This is a genomic window from Nocardia sp. NPDC052112, from assembly GCF_040680135.1.
Lineage (GTDB): Bacteria > Actinomycetota > Actinomycetes > Mycobacteriales > Mycobacteriaceae > Nocardia.
On record NZ_JBFAWD010000009.1, the window covers coordinates 107,997 to 124,674 of the forward strand.

General features: G+C 64.2%; 16 protein-coding genes and 2 tRNA genes. 6 read left to right on the forward strand and 12 right to left on the reverse strand.

The window, feature by feature from the left end; genetic code table 11:
• Positions 1-108 precede the first annotated feature (108 nt).
• The 4 genes from AB0L58_RS19365 to AB0L58_RS19380 form a co-directional block, all read right to left on the reverse strand.
• Entirely contained in the window at positions 109-1,059 is a 951-nt protein-coding gene (locus tag AB0L58_RS19365; RefSeq protein ID WP_364388833.1) for a glycosyltransferase family 2 protein, read from the reverse strand.
• 275 nt (positions 1,060-1,334) lie between these two features.
• Complete coding sequence (locus tag AB0L58_RS19370) at positions 1,335-2,174, reverse strand: ABC transporter ATP-binding protein (RefSeq protein ID WP_364388457.1); 840 nt, start codon at positions 2,172-2,174, stop codon at positions 1,335-1,337.
• A 12-nt stretch (positions 2,175-2,186) separates the two neighbouring features.
• Complete coding sequence (locus AB0L58_RS19375; protein ID WP_364388835.1) at positions 2,187-3,023, reverse strand: ABC transporter permease; 837 nt, start codon at positions 3,021-3,023, stop codon at positions 2,187-2,189.
• 367 nt (positions 3,024-3,390) lie between these two features.
• Complete coding sequence (locus AB0L58_RS19380; protein WP_364388459.1) at positions 3,391-3,999, reverse strand: bacterial proteasome activator family protein; 609 nt, start codon at positions 3,997-3,999, stop codon at positions 3,391-3,393.
• A 228-nt stretch (positions 4,000-4,227) separates the two neighbouring features.
• Between AB0L58_RS19380 and AB0L58_RS19385 the strand changes: the two genes are divergently transcribed.
• Entirely contained in the window at positions 4,228-5,430 is a 1,203-nt protein-coding gene (locus AB0L58_RS19385) for a cysteine desulfurase-like protein (RefSeq protein ID WP_364388462.1), read from the forward strand.
• A gap of 29 nt (positions 5,431-5,459) precedes the next feature.
• Here AB0L58_RS19385 and AB0L58_RS19390 read toward each other — a convergent pair whose 3' ends face one another.
• The 6 genes from AB0L58_RS19390 to AB0L58_RS19415 all read right to left on the reverse strand — a co-directional run bounded on the left by AB0L58_RS19390 (position 5,460) and on the right by AB0L58_RS19415 (position 10,193).
• Positions 5,460-5,810, reverse strand: a complete 351-nt coding sequence (locus AB0L58_RS19390) for a hypothetical protein (protein WP_364388464.1) — start codon at positions 5,808-5,810, stop codon at positions 5,460-5,462.
• Positions 5,811-6,079: 269 nt separating this feature from the next.
• Positions 6,080-7,255 (reverse strand): Fic/DOC family N-terminal domain-containing protein, encoded by a 1,176-nt coding sequence (locus tag AB0L58_RS19395; RefSeq protein ID WP_364388466.1) that lies wholly within the window; start codon positions 7,253-7,255, stop codon positions 6,080-6,082.
• Between the two features lie 224 nt (positions 7,256-7,479).
• The gene (locus tag AB0L58_RS19400) at positions 7,480-7,734 is read right to left on the reverse strand and encodes a hypothetical protein (protein ID WP_364388468.1); all 255 of its coding nucleotides are present in this window, start codon (positions 7,732-7,734) and stop codon (positions 7,480-7,482) included.
• A gap of 222 nt (positions 7,735-7,956) precedes the next feature.
• Positions 7,957-8,041: transfer RNA gene (locus AB0L58_RS19405), tRNA-Ser, on the reverse strand.
• Positions 8,042-8,085: 44 nt separating this feature from the next.
• On the reverse strand, positions 8,086-8,493 hold the full coding sequence (locus AB0L58_RS19410; RefSeq protein ID WP_364388837.1) for a MarR family transcriptional regulator: 408 nt from the start codon (positions 8,491-8,493) through the stop codon (positions 8,086-8,088).
• A gap of 524 nt (positions 8,494-9,017) precedes the next feature.
• Positions 9,018-10,193 (reverse strand): lactate 2-monooxygenase, encoded by a 1,176-nt coding sequence (locus tag AB0L58_RS19415; protein WP_364388471.1) that lies wholly within the window; start codon positions 10,191-10,193, stop codon positions 9,018-9,020.
• A gap of 76 nt (positions 10,194-10,269) precedes the next feature.
• On the opposite strand from AB0L58_RS19415, the gene AB0L58_RS19420 reads away from it, so the two are divergent.
• From AB0L58_RS19420 to AB0L58_RS19430, 3 genes are all read left to right on the forward strand, one after another.
• Positions 10,270-11,271: an NAD(P)H-quinone oxidoreductase gene (locus tag AB0L58_RS19420; protein ID WP_364388473.1), complete on the forward strand. Its 1,002-nt coding sequence runs from the start codon at positions 10,270-10,272 to the stop codon at positions 11,269-11,271.
• Between the two features lie 185 nt (positions 11,272-11,456).
• On the forward strand, positions 11,457-12,293 hold the full coding sequence (locus tag AB0L58_RS19425; protein WP_364388475.1) for a hypothetical protein: 837 nt from the start codon (positions 11,457-11,459) through the stop codon (positions 12,291-12,293).
• A 286-nt stretch (positions 12,294-12,579) separates the two neighbouring features.
• Positions 12,580-12,897, forward strand: a complete 318-nt coding sequence (locus AB0L58_RS19430) for a hypothetical protein (RefSeq protein WP_364388477.1) — start codon at positions 12,580-12,582, stop codon at positions 12,895-12,897.
• 90 nt (positions 12,898-12,987) lie between these two features.
• On the opposite strand, the gene AB0L58_RS19435 is transcribed toward AB0L58_RS19430, so the two are convergent.
• Entirely contained in the window at positions 12,988-13,158 is a 171-nt protein-coding gene (locus AB0L58_RS19435) for a hypothetical protein (RefSeq protein ID WP_364388479.1), read from the reverse strand.
• 620 nt (positions 13,159-13,778) lie between these two features.
• Positions 13,779-13,845, reverse strand: a tRNA-OTHER gene (locus tag AB0L58_RS19440).
• A gap of 186 nt (positions 13,846-14,031) precedes the next feature.
• Between AB0L58_RS19440 and AB0L58_RS19445 the strand changes: the two genes are divergently transcribed.
• Together AB0L58_RS19445 and AB0L58_RS19450 are read left to right on the forward strand one after the other, a co-directional pair.
• Positions 14,032-15,039: an HNH endonuclease gene (locus AB0L58_RS19445; RefSeq protein WP_364388481.1), complete on the forward strand. Its 1,008-nt coding sequence runs from the start codon at positions 14,032-14,034 to the stop codon at positions 15,037-15,039.
• A 719-nt stretch (positions 15,040-15,758) separates the two neighbouring features.
• Entirely contained in the window at positions 15,759-16,529 is a 771-nt protein-coding gene (locus AB0L58_RS19450; protein ID WP_364388483.1) for a hypothetical protein, read from the forward strand.
• Positions 16,530-16,678 lie beyond the last annotated feature (149 nt).

A 16,678-nucleotide genomic window follows, 5' to 3' on the forward strand; every position in this document is an offset into this window, starting at 1 on the left:
GCTGATCCGGGCACGACAATCCGAACGGTCCGTGTCACGATCTCCACCTCCTCACTCTCGTCTCGACGTTGCCCGCCCACTTTGGCATGGCGGGAAGACCCGCGCAATCTATTTTTCGCCGGGAGCCTTCTCGCCCGGTGTCGGCTTGCCGAATTGTTCGTTGCGGCCCAGACTGCGCAGGTGGAACCATTCGCGCAGACCGGCCGGATCGCGGCGGGTGACGAGGAAGAACCAGGAAAAGCGGATCCACTCCTGGGGCAGCAGTTTGCGCATTCCCGGCTGGGACATGAGATAGCCGCGGTTGCGGTAGGTGAAGTAGCGCTTGACCGGGTCGTCCGGATACTGGGTGTGCATCCGGCCGCCGAGGATCGGCTTGAATTCGGCGGCGCCGTTGGGGTGCAGGTAGGCCGTCTGTAGGCAGGTGCCGAAGGGCAGACCGGAGCGGACCAGCCTGCGGTGCACCTCGACCTCGTCGCCGCGCACGAATAGCCGCAGGTCCGGAACTCCGATCAGATCGACCGCCTTGGCGGAGATCAGCGCGCCGTTGAAGAGCGAGGCGATGCCCGGCAGGAAGTCCTCATCGCCGAGTTCGGAACGCAGCCGCCGCCAGACCACGCCGCGGCGCAGCGGGAAGGCGAGACGATCGGGTTCGTCGATATCGCAGACCACCGGCGACACCTCGACCAAACCGTGTCGGTTCGCGCAATCGAGCAGGGTGGCAAGCACTTCCGAGCCGTCGGGGCGTCCGTCGTCGTCGGCCAGCCACACCCAGTCCGCGCCGAGGGTCAGCGCGTGCAACATGCCGAGGGCGAAACCGCCAGCGCCGCCGAGATTGTGCGCCGAACCGAGGTAGGTGGCCTCGACTGGTTGCTGGGCGACCAACTCCGCAACCTCGGGTTCATCGGCATTGTCGACCACGATCAGGTGATCGACCGGGCGGGTCTGGGAGACAAGGACTTTCAGCGATTCGGCGAGCAGTTCGCGGCGCTTGTGGGTGACGACCACGGCGACGATTTTGGCCTCGGGGCCAGTGCCCGCCGGGGTGCGGGCGGCCTCGATCTGTGCCGGTGAGGGGTCGACGGAGTCGTCGACCGGGTCGTCCGGGGTCGCCTGGGCGGCCGCGGGCGCAGGGCTCGCGTCCGGTGGTGCGGTGTCGTCCGCGGGCGCAGGGCTCGCGGCTTGCGGCGCTGTGTTGTCGGCGGGCCGCGGTGCTGCGTCGTCTGGCGTGGGATGGTTCGCCGGGGCGCTCGAGTTCGGTGCTTCGGAATCCGGCACAGAGTCGATCGGGGTCTCGCGCCCCGCGGCGATCGGGGCGTTCTGCCCGGTCGGCTCACTCATGCCTGATTCCGCTCCAATTCTCGCTCGGTACCCATTTTGCGTTCCGCTTCCATTTCGCGCAGCACGGTGGCGACGTGATTGCCCGCATCCGGGCCCTCATAGGCACGCACCACTTCTTCGATACCACCGCGCAAACGGATCTGCCCGTGGTCGACCCACATGGCGGTATCACAGAGCTGGGCGAGAAATTCGTTGGAATGGCTGGCGAACACCAGGATGCCCGAGCGGGCCACCAGTGATTGCAACCGGATCCGAGCCTTTTTCATGAATTCGGCATCCACCGCGCCGATACCCTCGTCGAGCAGCAGGATCTCCGGGTCGATGGAGGTCACCACGCCCATCGCGAGGCGCACCCGCATGCCGGTGGAATAGGTGCGCAGCGGCATCGACAGATATTCGCCGAGTTCGGTGAATTCGGCGATCTCATCGATCTTCGACAGCATCTGCTTGCGCGTCTGTCCGAGGAAAAGCCCGCGAATGATGATGTTTTCGAAGCCGGAGATCTCCGGATCCATACCGACGCCGAGGTCGAATACCGGTGCGACTCGGCCGCGGATGCGGGCACTGCCGCGCGAGGGTTCGTAGATTCCCGAAAGCAGGCGCAGCAGTGTCGATTTGCCCGCGCCGTTATGCCCGACCAGGCCGACCCGGTCGCCCTCTTTCAGCGAGAGGGTGATGTCGCGCAGCGCCTCGACTACCACCACATCGGACTGATTGCGGCCGATCGCACCGCCTGCCTTGCCGAGGAATGCCTTTTTCAGTGACCGCGATTTGGCGTCGAAGATCGGGAACTCGACCCACGCCTGGCGGGTTTCGATACTCACATGGTCGGTCATCGGCCCGATCTCCTATACCCAGTACGGCACGCGCGAACGGTACTGCTTCATGGCGAAGATCGCCACGATCCAGCCGACCACGGTGATGGCACCGACGATCACCCAGTGATACAGGTGCTGGTCATCGCCGAGCAGCGGCGCGCGGACGATCTCCAGATAGTGGAAGGTCGGCACGATTTCGGCCAGCTTCGCGCGCTCGCTCACCTGACCACCCTGGGATTCCAGGCTTTTCGTATTCCACATGACCGGCGTGAGCACGAACAGCATCAGCGTGAGGCTGCCGAGGATCGGCGCGATATCACGGTAGCGGGTGCTGAAGATGCCGAAAACGATCGAGACCCACATCGAGTTGAGGAACACCAGCCCGAGTGCCGGAATCGCGAGAATAGCGGTCCAGTGCAGTTTTTCCCAGACGCCGAATGCGACCAGCACCACCAGATAGATCAGCATGTTGTGCGCGAAGAACAGCAGCTGCCGCCAGACCAGGCGATAGACATGCACGCTCAGTGCCGACGGCAGCTGTTTGATCAGCCCCTCATTGGCGATGAACACATCCGAGCCCTCGAGGATGCTGGCCTGGATCACATTCCAGACGATGATGCCGACGGCCACATACGGCAGATAGGACTTGATCGATTGGCCGAGCAGCGCGGAGTACAGAATGCCGATCGCGGCGGCCTGCACACCGGTCGCGATGGTGATCCAGAACGGGCCGAGCACCGAGCGTCGATAGCGCTGCTTGATGTCCTGCCAGCCCAGCGACAGCCACAGCTCGCGCTGTGCGAAGCCGACGCGGAAATCCTTGAACGCGCGGCCGAAGGTCTGCGAATCCGAGATGAGCGGGGTCACCGACGCGGCAGCCTCGTCCGACGAGGGCTTTTCCGGGTCGGCGCTCACCGAATTCTCCGGGGTGATGTCTTCTTCGGGAGGAACGGAGGTCTCATCGGAACTCTCGTCAATACGCGCTTGGCTGGTATCTGAACGCACTGAACCCTCTTCAGGACGATCGGAGCTCTCATCGGGACGCGCCGTATTCACATCGGAGACCGAGTCGGGGCGGGCGGCGGCGGACGGCACGGTGCACGACACTACCCTCGCGAATCGCCGCGGCGTGAGCGGCAGGGCCCGGAGGCGGTAGCGGGGCGTGCCGGCGTAGGGCTCGCGATCGCCGCAAATCGGACACCGCCGCCCCGGCTGGTACTCGACTCGGATCTATTCAGAGATATTGTCCGGATCCGCCGGTCGCCGGATTCGACTGGATCCCGTGCGGGTCGGTCGCGTGGATGCCGGGCGGCAGCGCCCCCTGCCGCATCTGTTCCAGCTGCGCCCGTGCCGCCATCTGCTGGGCGAACAGTGCCGTCTGGATGCCGTGGAAAAGGCCTTCCAACCAGCCGACGAGCTGGGCCTGAGCAATGCGGAGTTCGGCATCGGACGGCACCGCGTCATCGGTGAACGGCAGCGTGAGCCGCTCCAGTTCCTCGCGCAATTCCGGTGCCAGACCCTGTTCGAGTTCGCGTACCGAGGATTTGTGGATCTCGCGCAGCCGGGTCCGGCTCGCATCATCCAACGGGGCCGCGCGAACCTCCTCGAGCAATTGTTTGATCATGGTCCCGATGCGCATGACCTTCGCGGGCTGCTCGACCATATCGGCGAGCGATTCCTCGGCGTCGTCCTTATTGTCCGCATTGTCGGATTTTTCATTGCCGTCGGAAACGACCTGCGCGGTGAAGGGCGTGTCCGAGCCGGACTCGACGGGAATGGCCAGCGGCCTACCGTCGGGCCCGATCACGACAATGGATTCGGGTGCTCCATCCGATTGCGTCATGGTCCCCATCATGTCGTGTCCGCCGCGAACGCGCTAAGTCGGTCGCCCTCGATCAGGTCACCGGGTCGGTGCCGCGGCGCAGAGGTGGCGTCTATTCTGTTCGGGTCGTGTGGTTCGGATTTGTTGAAAGTCGGTTGCCATGCTGAGTCCCAGTTCACTGCACCCCCGCCTGCCGGTGAGGGGGAACGCGGTTACCCAGGCTCGCCCGCTGCCCTTAGAGTGGCCAACATGACTTACGACGTCGCGAGGGTTCGGGGCCTGATACCGTCCCTCGGCGACGGTTGGATCCATCTCGACCCCCAGGGCGGGATGCTGGTTCCGGATTCGGTATCTCGTGCCGTATCAACAGGTTTCCGAACCTCTTCGTTTTCCCATATCGGCCGCAATGGTGCCGCCGTTCGCAGTGCCGCGATTCTGGACGCGGCGCGCGAGGCCGTCGCGGATCTCGTCGGCGGTGATCCGGCGGGCGTGGTCCTCGGACCGGACCGTGCGGTGCTGTTGGCCTGGTTGGCGGAGTCGCTGAGTTCGCGGCTCGGCCTCGGCACCGGGATAGTGCTGTCGCGATTGGATGATGAGGCGAATGTCGCGCCGTGGTTGCGGATCGCGAATCGCTACGGTGCCCATGTGCGCTGGGCCGAGGTCGAGATCGAGACCTGCGAGATGCCGTCGTGGCAGTTCGAGGAATTGATCGGCCCGACCGCCCGCTTGGTCGCGCTGACCGCCGCATCGCCGATCGTCGGTTCGGCGCCCGCGGTGCGGGTCGCGGCGGATCGGGTGCACGAGGTGGGTGGTCTGCTGGTCGCCGATTGCTTCGGTGCCGCGCCCTATGCCCTCATCGATATCGACGAATTGAATGCGGATGTGGTCGCATTGAGCGCGCCCGCGTGGGGTGGCCCGCAGATCGGCGCGCTGGTTTTCCGCGATCCGGCCTTCCTGGATCGGATCCCGTCGATGTCGTTGAACCCCTATGCCAAGGGCGCCGAACGGCTCGAGGTCGGTGGTCATCAATACGCCCTGCTCGCCGGGCTGACCACCTCCATCGACTTCCTCGCGGGCCTGGACGAGCGTGCCCGCGGCACCCGCCGCGAGCGCTTGGAAATCTCCATCACCTCGCTGCAGGACTACCACGATCAACTCTTCGAGCACCTGATGGATGTCCTCGACAAGATCTCCAACCTGACCGTCATCGGCCGCGCTTCCACCCGCATCCCCACCGTCAGCTTCACCATGGCGGGCATGCAGGCCGAAAAGGTAGCCGCCAAACTCGCCGACGCTCGCATCGGCACCATCAGCGGCGTCCACGGCGGCAGCCGTCTCTTGGACGCCCTCGGCGTCAACGACGAAGGCGGGGCCGTCACCGTCGGTTTGGCCCCGTACACAACGAAATTCGAGATCGATCAACTCGGTCGGGCGCTGGTCGCACTGGAGTGACTGCCGCGCCGAGGTGGGTGCGCCCCTGGTCAGTAACGCTTCGGCTGACCCCACTGATTGCTCGGCCGCTCCGGCATCGTGTCGGCGACCTCTCGGGGCGCGACCGCGTCGGCCGGTGCGATGAAGTCCAGGTAGATCCACTGCCCATTGGTCTCGACCGGCACCTCGATACTGGCAACCCAACGCCCGTCCACGAGTCGATGCCACGCCCGCTGCCTGGCCGCCATCCGACCGGACAAGACCAGACCGTACTTCTTGACCCGTGCGGACACCTCGCGCGTCGGCGATCCATCCGGCGGAAGCACACGATCGATGTCGACATAGATCGGCCGAAGCGGTGAATACGGCCGCCAAATATCCCGACGTCGATTATCGAACATACATTCGAGTATGACATCGATGATATGTCACGCAACAACCGCTTCGTGGGCCGCCCTGCGATTCCAGTGTTGCCTCAGCGCCGTTGAGATAGCCGGGCACCCTTCGTCGCGGCTGGGCACCCGCTACAAGGGGTGCCCGGCTGTGACGAGGGGTGCCCGGTGGTTTTCGAACCGATTGCGTCCGGGCAGCTGATATGAAGGACCGGAGGGGTGAACTGGCGGAGGGGAGTAGATGGCTTTCGAATCTTTCCGCTGAGACCAAGCGACTGCTAGGTCTCCAGCGCCCGGAGCACCGAGTCGCAGACGAAGATTCGGTCGTACCGGCCCTCGACCCGCTGACGCAGGATACCCAGTTCGACCAGCTTCTTGATGCCCTCATTTGCCGCCTGGTAGGACACACCGTGAAGCTCTGCCGCGAGGGTGGCGGTCAGCATCGGATAACCGATCAGTTCCTGCGCGATGGCCACCCCGACGCTGTCTCGGCGGAGGTGGGCGACTTTCGCCCGAAACTCCTCACGAAGTTCCGCCAACCGCAGCGCACGCGCCGCAGTCTCGAGTGATTCTGCATGTACGGCAGCGGAGATGAAAGCGACCCAGTCATCCCACCGACCAGTCAACGATACGTTGAGCAGTCCGTTCTGATACTCCTCGCGATTCGTCTCCAACCAGGACGAGATGTTGAGGATTGGGAATCGCAACTCGCCCCTCACGACGAGTTGCAGGAGAGCGATCAGACGCCCTAGGCGACCGTTGCCATCTGTGAACGGATGAAGTGCCTCGAACTGGTAGTGCGCAAGAGCCACCCCCACCAGAGAGGGTATCTCCGACGGCTCCCGTACCCATCGTTCCCACTCGATGAGCCCATCTCGAAGCAGATCACCAGCTGGAGGCGGCACAAACCGGGCATGCTCGACCCGCCCACGCCCTACTCCGATGAAGACCTGAGTCTTGCGAACGCTTCCCGCGTCCGGTCCGTCGCTCCGCGTTCCGCGTACAAGGATCGCCTGCAGGTCCTCGAGAAGGCGCACCGTGATCGGCCGCCCTTCCGCTACCCATTGATACGCGCTCTCGGCAGCGCGCACGTAGTTCTGAACTTCGCTGACACTGCCCGACAGTTGGTTGGCCTCCAAGAAGTCGGCTTCCAGCACATCTGTGAGCGCCGCGTAGGTTCCTTCTATTGCGGACGTGCTGACAGCTTCTTGCCGCGTCGTCGGTCGCACCAGCAGCGACGGATTCGGTAGCTTGGCCGCTGCCTCATCCGCACGGGCCATTGCCGCTGTTGCGTCGACAACGAGCGACCACGTTTGCATCGTCAACTGCAACGACGACGGCAGCGGGTCGGGCACGTAGGCCGAGCATGAGAACTCCTCGTCGAACCGTCGATCGAAGCCGGTCGTAGGCACAAGCCGTCCGATCGGACTTCTTCGCATGGCGTCGGCGTCCACAAGGCTTAAGGATACAGGGTTAAGCTTGAGTTCGAGCCAGGTCTTTTCAAGCTAGTTTAGATAACCTTGAGAATGGGGGAGGGATTTTCAAGGTTAGACCCGAACCTGCAGCAGTCGACAACCCGGTCCAGCGGACGCTTGGCGGAGGGGAGCCGCTAGCTTCCGGAGAACTCCCCATCAGGGACCACGCGATTGCTGGATGCCGCTTGACCTCGACATCTAGATCAGCAGTTATCGTCTGGATCGTTCAGATCGACATTACTCTCGAACGCGCTGTCAATGAGATCGCAGAGATCGTCTTCGGCCTTGTCTGCCACGCGCTGCATCAGACATCGGGCCGCCATCTCCTTCGCCCTGGTATGCAGTTCGGCCTCGGTATAGCAGCCGAGGCGGATCATGTGGCCGAGCTCGACAAGATCGTGAACGAAAATGTTGTACCCGTGCGACCTGACCCATCTCAATGCGTCGAGTTCATCCACGCCGCCTCCTCGTCTGGTCCGCCCAGCCTGATGGCCAGTGCTGACCAGATCATCTGCCGTTGACAGGGCCATCGATCCCGCTCGAAACGTCGAAGTGGCGCGCTTCAGCAAACGACCACAGGCGGGGTCCGGGGGCGGGGTCCGGGCGTTGCACCCCACAAGAAATGGCGAAACGAGGCCCGGTTCACGTTTTTTGTGAGCATGGGTAGGAGACGAGTGCAGCGGAGACGGAGGGATTTGAACCCCCGGTCGCTCTCGCGACGCTCGCTTTCAAGGCGAGTGCATTCGGCCACTCTGCCACGTCTCCAGGCCAACGAGAGTACCCGGCGCCGTGCGCCCGCTGCCGAGGGGTCAGTCGGTATTGCCTATCTCATCGTCGACTCGGGCGAAGACATCGCCGACGATCTCGAGTTGTTCTGGGGCAAGCAGGTCGATGAAGTTGCGGCGGACCGCCTCGACGTGGCCGGGGGCGGCGGCCTCCAGCCGACGCATACCTTCATCGGTGAGTTCGGCGAGGACGCCGCGGCCGTCCTCGAGGCAGGTATTGCGGCGGACCATCCGCTGGGTCTCCAGGCGGCGGATCTGATGGGTGAGCCGACTGCGGGAGGACAGCACGCCGTCGGCCAACTCGCTCATGCGCAGTGAGCGGTCGGGGGCCTCGGAGAGCAGGACGAGGATCCGGTATTCGGCGAGGGTGAGGTCGGAATCGCGTTGCAGTTGGCGGTTGAGCGCCGTCGCCAAGCGCTGGTTACCGTCCATATAGGCCCGCCAGGCACGCTGCTCCGACGAAGAAAGCCATCTCGGCTCGACGGGCGCGTAACTGTTCGGTTCGGGTTGCACAGCTCTATTCTAAGCGCGCCTGAACAGGGCAAACGCAAACCCTAGCGGTCCGCGAAAGACCTGGACAGACGATCAATCAACCGGGAACCGATGCCGAGCGACCGCCGCGATCGTCGCAATGCCAACCCGTGCAAGTTCCGACACCGGTACCCGAGATTCAGTGGGTTGTCGCGGTTGGTGACCAGAGCGGTGCTGGATTCGGCGCGGCCAGATGCGCGTGCGGATCGGCGCCGTGGTGTAGTGCGGATTCGTGCGGGTTGAGGTCGGTACGTGGGATTCAGTGGGTTGTCGCGGTTGGTGACCAGAGCTGTCTCGCACCGGATTCGGCATACTCCGCGCACTGGATTCGGCGTGCGGCCAGACGGCGCGGCCGGGATGCAGCCCCGACGTCCGAGCCCGTTGTAGCGCGGACGTGTGCAAGTTCCGAGGCCGGTAGGCAAGACTCAGCGGGTGGTCGCGATCAGTGAGCGGTCGAGCTCGGCCGGGTTCGCGCATCCGGACAGTCCCATGACGGAGTCGAAGTCCGCGAGCAGGACGCGTAGTGCGTGGCGCGTGCCCGCTCGGCCTGCGATGCCGAGACCGTAGGCCCACGGGCGGCCGTAGAGCACCGCCTTCGCGCCGAGTGCCAGTGCGGTGAGCATGTCCGAGCCGGTGCGGATGCCGGAGTCGAACAGTACGTCCGCGCGGTCGCCGATGGTGGCGACCACGGCGGGGAGGGCGTCGAGTGCGGCGATGGCGCCGTCCACCTGGCGACCGCCGTGGTTGCTGACGACCACCGCGTCGGCGCCCGCGTCGACCATGTTGCGCGCGTCGTCCGGATGCAGAACCCCCTTGACCGCGATCGGCAGATCGGTCCACTCCCGAAGGTGGGCGAGGTCCGCGGGGCGCAGGGCATGGTTGCCGAACAGGCCGCTCCAGGTGAGGATCGCGGCCCGCAACGCATCCTCGCTCTCTTCGGGTGGCGTCGAAAGCTTCGCGCGGAACACCGGATCCGACAGGTAGTTGGCAATGCCCTTGCCCCGCAGGAACGGCAGATGCGCGAGCTCCAGATCACGGGGTCGCCAGCCGAGGCTCGGAGTGTCGACGGTGACGACGATCGCCGACGCCCCCGCCCGTTCCGCGCGCCCGACGAACGATCTGGCCAGCTCGTTATCGGCGGGCCAGTACAGCTGATACCACCAGCTACCGGCCACCGCCCCGACATCCTCGATGGTCGACGATGCCGCCGTCGAGAGCACGGTACCGATGCCGAGTTCCTTCGCAACCTCCGCGACGATCACCTCGCCGCCCTCGTGCAGCAACTCCAGTACCCCGATCGGCGCGGTCAGCACCGGCGCGGCCAGCCGCGTCCCGAGCACCTCCACCGACAGATCGCGCGCTCCCGGCCCGGAAGTCCCGCGCAGCATGCGCGGCACAATCCGGTACCGGTCGAATGCGGATCGATTGGCCGCCGCAGTCCGTTCCCCCGAAGCACTCCCCGCCACATACGCGAAGGCTGCACTATCCAGCACCTCGCGCGCCCGCTCTTCCAAACCCGCAGCCGTCAATGGCAATTCGGGCACCGCACCACCCAGTCCACCCAGGTAGATCTCGTTCTGGAAGTCGACAAAGCTGCTCACGCCCGGAACGCTAGTCCCAGACCCCCATCTCCGCAGGCAGCTCGCCATATTGCCGCCGCCGAGGCAGGATGGGGCGGTGCGCGCTATCGAGCTGAACGGGTTCGGGGGACCCGAGGTGATGGAGTGGGGCGAGGCGACGGATCCGGTGCCGGGGCACGGGGAAGTGCTGATCGAGGTCGCCGCGGCGGGGGTGAATCGCGCGGATCTGCTCCAGCGGCGGGGGTTCTATCCGCCGCCGCCAGGGGCCAGTGCGGTCATGGGGCTGGAGTGTTCGGGGGTCATCGCCGAGGTCGGTGCCGGGGTGCGGGATTGGCACGTCGGCGATCGGGTGTGTGCGCTGCTATCGGGGGGTGGGTATGCGGAGAAGGTTGTGGTCGCGGCGACCCAGGTGCTGCCGGTGCCCGACGGGCTGGACCTGGGTGCGGCGGCCGCGCTGCCCGAGGCGGCCGCGACGGTCTGGTCGAATCTCGCGATGACCGCCGGACTGGACGCGGGCCAGTTGGTGCTGATCCATGGCGGTGGCAGCGGAATCGGTACGCACGCCATTCAGGTCGCGGTGAGCCAGGGCGCGCGTGTGGCGGTGACGGCGGGCTCGGCGCAGAAGCTGAAGCGGTGCCGCGAGCTGGGCGCGAGCGTGCTGATCAACTACCGCGAGGACGACTTCGTTGCCGCGATCCGCGCCGAGGACGGCGCGGGCGGTCCCGGCGCCGACATCATTCTCGACATCATGGGCGCCGCCTACCTGTCGCGAAACGTCGAGGCGCTGGCGCCGCACGGCCGCCTCGTGGTGATCGGCATGCAGGGCGGTGTCAGCGCCGAACTGAATCTCGGTGCACTGCTGTCCAAATGGGGCACGGTCCACGCCAATAACGTCCGCAACCGCCCCGCCACCGGCCCCAACAGCAAGGCCACCATCATCGCCGAACTGAACCGTCACATCTGGCCGCTGATCGCCGACGGCACCATCGCCCCGATCGTCCACGCCGAACTCCCCATCACCGAAGCCGCCGAGGCCCACCGCCTCCTGGACTCCTCCGAAACCTTCGGCAAGCTAGTCCTCAACATTCACGACGCCTGACGCGAGTAGCTGGCGCCGTTGAGTGTTGCGGCCATTGTCGCCGCGCTTCGCGACAAGTGGTCGCCGATGAAGGGCGCTGTACCGGACGCGGGCCGCAGAGCGTGGCCGTTGAGCCGATCGACATCCGCCGAAACGGCACGGCGGAACTGTTCACGAATCGGGCTGTGGCAGCTCAGAATCGAGGCATGACCGAGCTTGCGCTGTCGACGGGCCGCAAAGACGAACTGGCTGCGTTGCTCGGTGATGAGCAGCGGCTTCGGGCCGATTATCCGAAGGTGTCCGAGTATCTGGACACGGCTTCGATGCTGGCGGGAACGGGGGACGATCGGGCCGACGCGGCGTTCGATCTGCGGTTCGTGCATTACCTGACCGGCGGCCGGTCGGTGAGCGCGAATCCGTACTGGGCGATCGTTGCGCCATCGGTGTCCGAGCACGAAGGGCGTCGCGTGGTGAACGGCGGACGGGCGAAGGGCAGTGCGCGTCTGGGGTTCGCGCAGACAATTTTGCAGGCCGCCTATGCGTACGCCATCCCGTCAACCGAGACGATCGAGTGGCTGACTCGGTTCGCCGACGGCCGCAAGGTGGTCGAACCGGGAGCCGGTCGCGGGTATTGGGCGGCGCAGCTGGCCGGGGCGGGAGTGGGCGTCGACGCGTATGACTCCGAACCCCCGGACAAGACGGAGAATATGTCGTTCCTCCGAGCAGCCGGGCTACCGGATGTGTGGCACGCGGTTGGGAACCTCGACGAGTTGACAGCGCGTCCCAGTGGCGGCCCGAATGATGTGCTGCTCCTCTGCTGGCCACCCGGCTGGGGCAGCACAATGGCGTCCGACGCCCTTGCGGCATTCGAGGCCGGAGGTGGCGAACGACTGGTCTACATCGGAGAGCCGAAGGGCGGAAAAACCGGTGATGACGCGTTCTTCGACGCGCTCGCCAACCGCTGGAAGCTGAAATCCGAAGATGCGCAGTTTGTTTCGTGGTGGAATCTGCCCGACCGCGCTCAGGGTTGGGTCCGGCGCTGACGTCTGCCTGACCTGACCGGATGAAGTTGCGGGATTCGGGGCCGTGCATTGCCGCCGAGCGTGGCTGTCGTCCTGGGGCGATAAGCGGATTGCCCGAATCTGTTGCGGTTCAGAGCATGTTGTCGGCGGGATCGCGTAGGGCGGGAGCATCTCCGGCCGAGGGGTGCCGGACTTGGTCGCCCAGGAGGGAGGTGGGCATAATAGGGACGCTCGCGCACCTGAAGGGCTGCTTGCTGCTGCCCCTGCGTGCGGGAGCTTTCTTTATTGCACATCTCGAGGGGAAACCATGACCAAGTCGTTGTCCTTCGCCGCGGCGCTCGCTGTGGCTGCTGCCGCTCCGCTCTTGCTTCCAGCCACGCCCGCGTACGCCCAATCCCCCAGTTGCGCCAAGGCCATCGAGCTGATCAACATCGCAATCGACAACGGCGGCGGCACCATGGACCAGGCGACGGCGACAGCCCTTTCCGAGAGGTTGACCGGTCTGGGCGATTTCGCCCAAGGGGCCGAAAAGGATGCCATCACGGCCTACGCTCGAGCGCTGATCGATGATGGCGTCGCAGAGCTCGACCCCTACACCGACGAACTGAATCGCGTCTGCGCCTGACCCGTGCTCAGCAGCAGAGGCCGCACACTTTTCGGCGGCCGCTCGGTGCCACGGCGTGCCTGCTGCGATATCCATCAGTTGTGGTTCGAACTACAGCCGGACTACCGCGATCGTCTTGTCGTCGTGGCATTTGGTCGTGGGCTGCTGCTGTTCGTTGGGGTCGGTGTCCGACTCCCAGCGGCAGCAGCGGGTCAGCAGGTTGGCAAGTTCGTCGACACCAAGGCATGCGACCTCGGGCCATGAGACTTCATGGCGGAACAAGAAGGGGCGGCTGCTCCATCCGTGGCGAGCACCGCCCAATGCACGGCACGGTGGGCATATCGGGTGACGACAGCGTGATCGGCGGCGTCGGGGTCGGTCTCGGCAATCCCGTAGCCGCCGTGGATGTTTCGGCACGAGTGTTCGCGCCGCTGTAGCTCGTCGAGTCGGGCATGGTGCTCGCCGTCGTAGCCAGTAGCCGAGTGCGGTCGCGGGCGGAAGAGCATTGACTCGGGCAGACCGAGTCGGCTCGGCCGGTCATCGGTGATCGCGTCGTCCGAACATTCCGGAGGCGAACACGCTCGGGTTCACCTCCCGTCGAGGGACTCCGCTGGAACCGCGCAACCGCACCCGGGCATTCGAGGCTCTGGTGAACAAGGCGGGTGTCCCGCTGATCCGGCTGCGTGACCTCCGGCACTCGTGCGCGCCGCTGTTGTTCACAATGGGCGTGGACGGTGCAGCGGATCTTGCGCCACAGCTCGATCAACGTGACCACGGGCATCTACGTCGACGAGGTGCAGCGGGATGCGGTCAACGGCATGGACAGCCTCTTCGAGTGACCATTGTCGTCAAAGATGCCAGAAGGCCCCGTCCGATGTCCTGGAAGGGGCCTTCTACCTGTGTGCGCCCGAAGGGATTCGAACCCCTAACCTTCTGATCCGTAGTCAGATGCGGAGGGCCGAACAAGCGTGATGCTCAGCGGTTTTCGTCCGTCTTGGGCGGCGTAGATGTCGTCGGTGTCGTCGCCGTTGTCGTCAGGTCTGTCGTCTGCTCTGGAGGCAGATCTGTACCGGACTTCTGGGTATCACGTGGCTGCGGACGAGTGGAGTGCCCGGAGTAACGTCATAGCGTTCTGAAGTGGGTGAGGGGAGTGCCATGCAGTTGTCGGAGTTGAGCCGCCCTTGGGTCGTCCAGGCCATCGAGTTGTGCAGGGAGACTGGGAGAACGAGATTTCTTGAGGATCACGGTTTCGAGCCTGCTCGCGAGTACTTCGTCCTATATGAAGGTTCCGCCTACGACTCGAAAGCTGTCGTCGGGGTCGCCTACGGGCTGATGAGTGGCGAGCGCTACTCGTCCGGGCACTTCACCGGGGGTCGGGGGGTAACGCGGCGTCTTGAGCAGCTGGGATTTGAGGTCACGGGGAAGTTGTCTTGGAAGCTCGAAGAACAGATCCTCGCCGCTGACCTCCTGGATCGCAACGATTGGCAACGCATCCCGGAACGGGATCAAAGAACTGTCGACCTCTCCGCACTACTGCGAGCACAGTGGGTGTACGCGCCCAGCATCCCCGAGTACCGGAGCACGGACAGCGTTCTCCACAAGTTCGAGGATCTTCGTACCGCGCACCCGAACTACCGCGGCAAGCGGACCCGCGGCGGCAATCTCTCCCTGAAGGTGGCAGCTGCGTTCGCCCAGGACCGGGAACGGATGCGTGAGCTCGCGGCGCAGCTCCGGGAACGGGGCCAACTAGACTTGGTGCTCGACCTCGGTGAGGATGACGACGTCGAAGCAGATGTCAGTACGTCCGCGGTCGAGTTCGTTGCCGCGATTGAGGGCAGAACTCGGGAACGGCTGAGCAGGGTCTACGAGCGAGACCCGAAGCTTCGCAGAGACAAGATCAGGCAGTCCCGAAAAGAACGAGACTGCATCGCCTGCGAAGTGTGCGGATTCGATTTCGAGTCGAGCTATCCCGGCGTCGGCGAAGGCTACGTCCAAGTCCATCATGTCGTCCCGTTGCACGTGAGCGGGCCGGTCAGGAACTCGCTGGGCGACTTGATACTGCTCTGTGCGAACTGCCACCAGATGATTCATCGGCCGAGGCAGTGGCTGACGCCGGATGAGCTGCGAGCAGTACTTGGATCAGCAGCCTCCTTATTGGTGTAGCGGTCGGAAGTGTCGTCAGCTGGTTGCGGTTCCACAAACTTGACCCCCAGGTCGGGTCGAGTGATGAAGATGCAGGTCAGGACGGTATTTTCATCATGCCTACACGCTCTAGATGTGCTGGTCGGCCACCAGCGTTTATAGCGTGTGGTCCCGTTCTGGTCCCGCCCAAACGGTGCGTCTACACCTCCGTGATCCGATTGCTCAACGTGACGTGATGCGTGGGTCGTCGCGTCATGGGCTTGCCGTCGGGATTTGGGCCGCTACGGGTGATGACGAGAGTATGACCTTTATCCCGTGGTGGACCATCGTCTCTACAGTTCAACGTGAACTCGGCCGACGATACTCGCACCTCCCCGTCCTCCGGGAAGATCGAGATCAGTAGGTCGGTGCCCTCGACTGTGAGGCGGATGCTGTTCCTCATTGAACCAGTATCCTGCCGATTCATCCGGCCATCTGCCAATGTCCACGACCGTCCGTCGATCACACTGTGCCACAACATATCTCAGCATTGCTTGTCGGTGGAACTACGTGGTTGTCTCGCAAGAACGGTAACCGGCGGGTCGACCAACACCTCAGTCCAGCGGAAAAGGTCGTGCAATGTGTCGGGGCCTGCATGTACCGTCCTCGCCAGCAGATCGGGCCGAACTGGTTTCGCACGGGCAGGACCACAGATGGGACGTAACAGATCGAGGCAGACACAATTGTCTGATCAAGAGACAGTGGAGATGTTCGTCTTGCGAGCCCGCCGTATCACTGAGCACTCGCTATTCAAGGACCGCGAGCTGTTCAGAAATACGCGTCGTGGGAACGTCCACATCAAGCCAAACCCTGATACCGATCCCGACGCGGCGCCGCATCTATTCGTGCAGGAGTTACCGGCCGAGGAGCTATTGGAGTCTCTCGCTGCGCGCATCCGGCCGTTGCTTCTTGATAGTGAAAGTCTCTTCTACGCCAAAGTTCTGAACGCGCTTGGCAGGCTGGTAGCCGCGAGCGACATCGCGGAGGTGGCCGAGCCGATTTCATGGTGGAAAAAGGAGTGGCGCAAGCACTACTCACCCAACGGCGAATCGGGGATGGCGTACTCGGTCATCACCGAGCAAGGGCCAGTCACGGATCGGAAACTGATGGAGCTGTGGCTCTATGGAGACCTGATCCACAGCGATGACATTGCAGGGGATGCGCTCGGTTTGGGGATTGAGTTGCGCTACCAGGCAGCGGCGGGCATCGTTGTGCGGATCGCGGAACTTGTGGAGCGAACACTGCATTTGATTCTGATCCTGGTTGACGACGGCGCTCTGACGGTGAATCCAGAAGTGTTCACTCAGCGGGTGCATGTCGGCACGACGGTTATCGAGAGGCCGATTTTAGCCCGGTTCGCCGAGACAGGAACGGTGGCGCCGATGTCATTGGAGAACCTGGACCCAGCCGTGTGGCGTGAAGTCTCAGAACTCCCGGAGGCGCTGGCAGGAGACTCGCCCTCCACCAGTTGAGCGGAGGGGTCGCAGGATCAAATCCTGTCGCCCTGACACAGATTCGATTCTGATCAGAGGCCCGTGTGGAAACATCCACAAATCGGTCGCATCGCTTCTCGGTGCCGGGATTACCGCCTTCCGCCGCTTTGACTTGTCCAGGTGACTTC

Excerpts from the sequence above, each read along its gene's own strand:
- AB0L58_RS19430 (WP_364388477.1), top strand. The coding sequence starts at position 12,580 with ATGACCAAGTCGTTGTCCTTCGCCGCGGCGCTCGCTGTGGCTGCTGCC.
- AB0L58_RS19425 (WP_364388475.1), top strand. The coding sequence starts at position 11,457 with ATGACCGAGCTTGCGCTGTCGACGGGCCGCAAAGACGAACTGGCTGCG.
- AB0L58_RS19370 (WP_364388457.1), bottom strand. The coding sequence starts at position 2,174 with ATGACCGACCATGTGAGTATCGAAACCCGCCAGGCGTGGGTCGAGTTC.
- AB0L58_RS19390 (WP_364388464.1), bottom strand. The coding sequence starts at position 5,810 with ATGTTCGATAATCGACGTCGGGATATTTGGCGGCCGTATTCACCGCTT.
- AB0L58_RS19380 (WP_364388459.1), bottom strand. The coding sequence starts at position 3,999 with ATGACGCAATCGGATGGAGCACCCGAATCCATTGTCGTGATCGGGCCC.
- AB0L58_RS19410 (WP_364388837.1), bottom strand. The coding sequence starts at position 8,493 with ATGGACGGTAACCAGCGCTTGGCGACGGCGCTCAACCGCCAACTGCAA.
- AB0L58_RS19445 (WP_364388481.1), top strand. The coding sequence starts at position 14,032 with ATGCAGTTGTCGGAGTTGAGCCGCCCTTGGGTCGTCCAGGCCATCGAG.
- AB0L58_RS19385 (WP_364388462.1), top strand. The coding sequence starts at position 4,228 with ATGACTTACGACGTCGCGAGGGTTCGGGGCCTGATACCGTCCCTCGGC.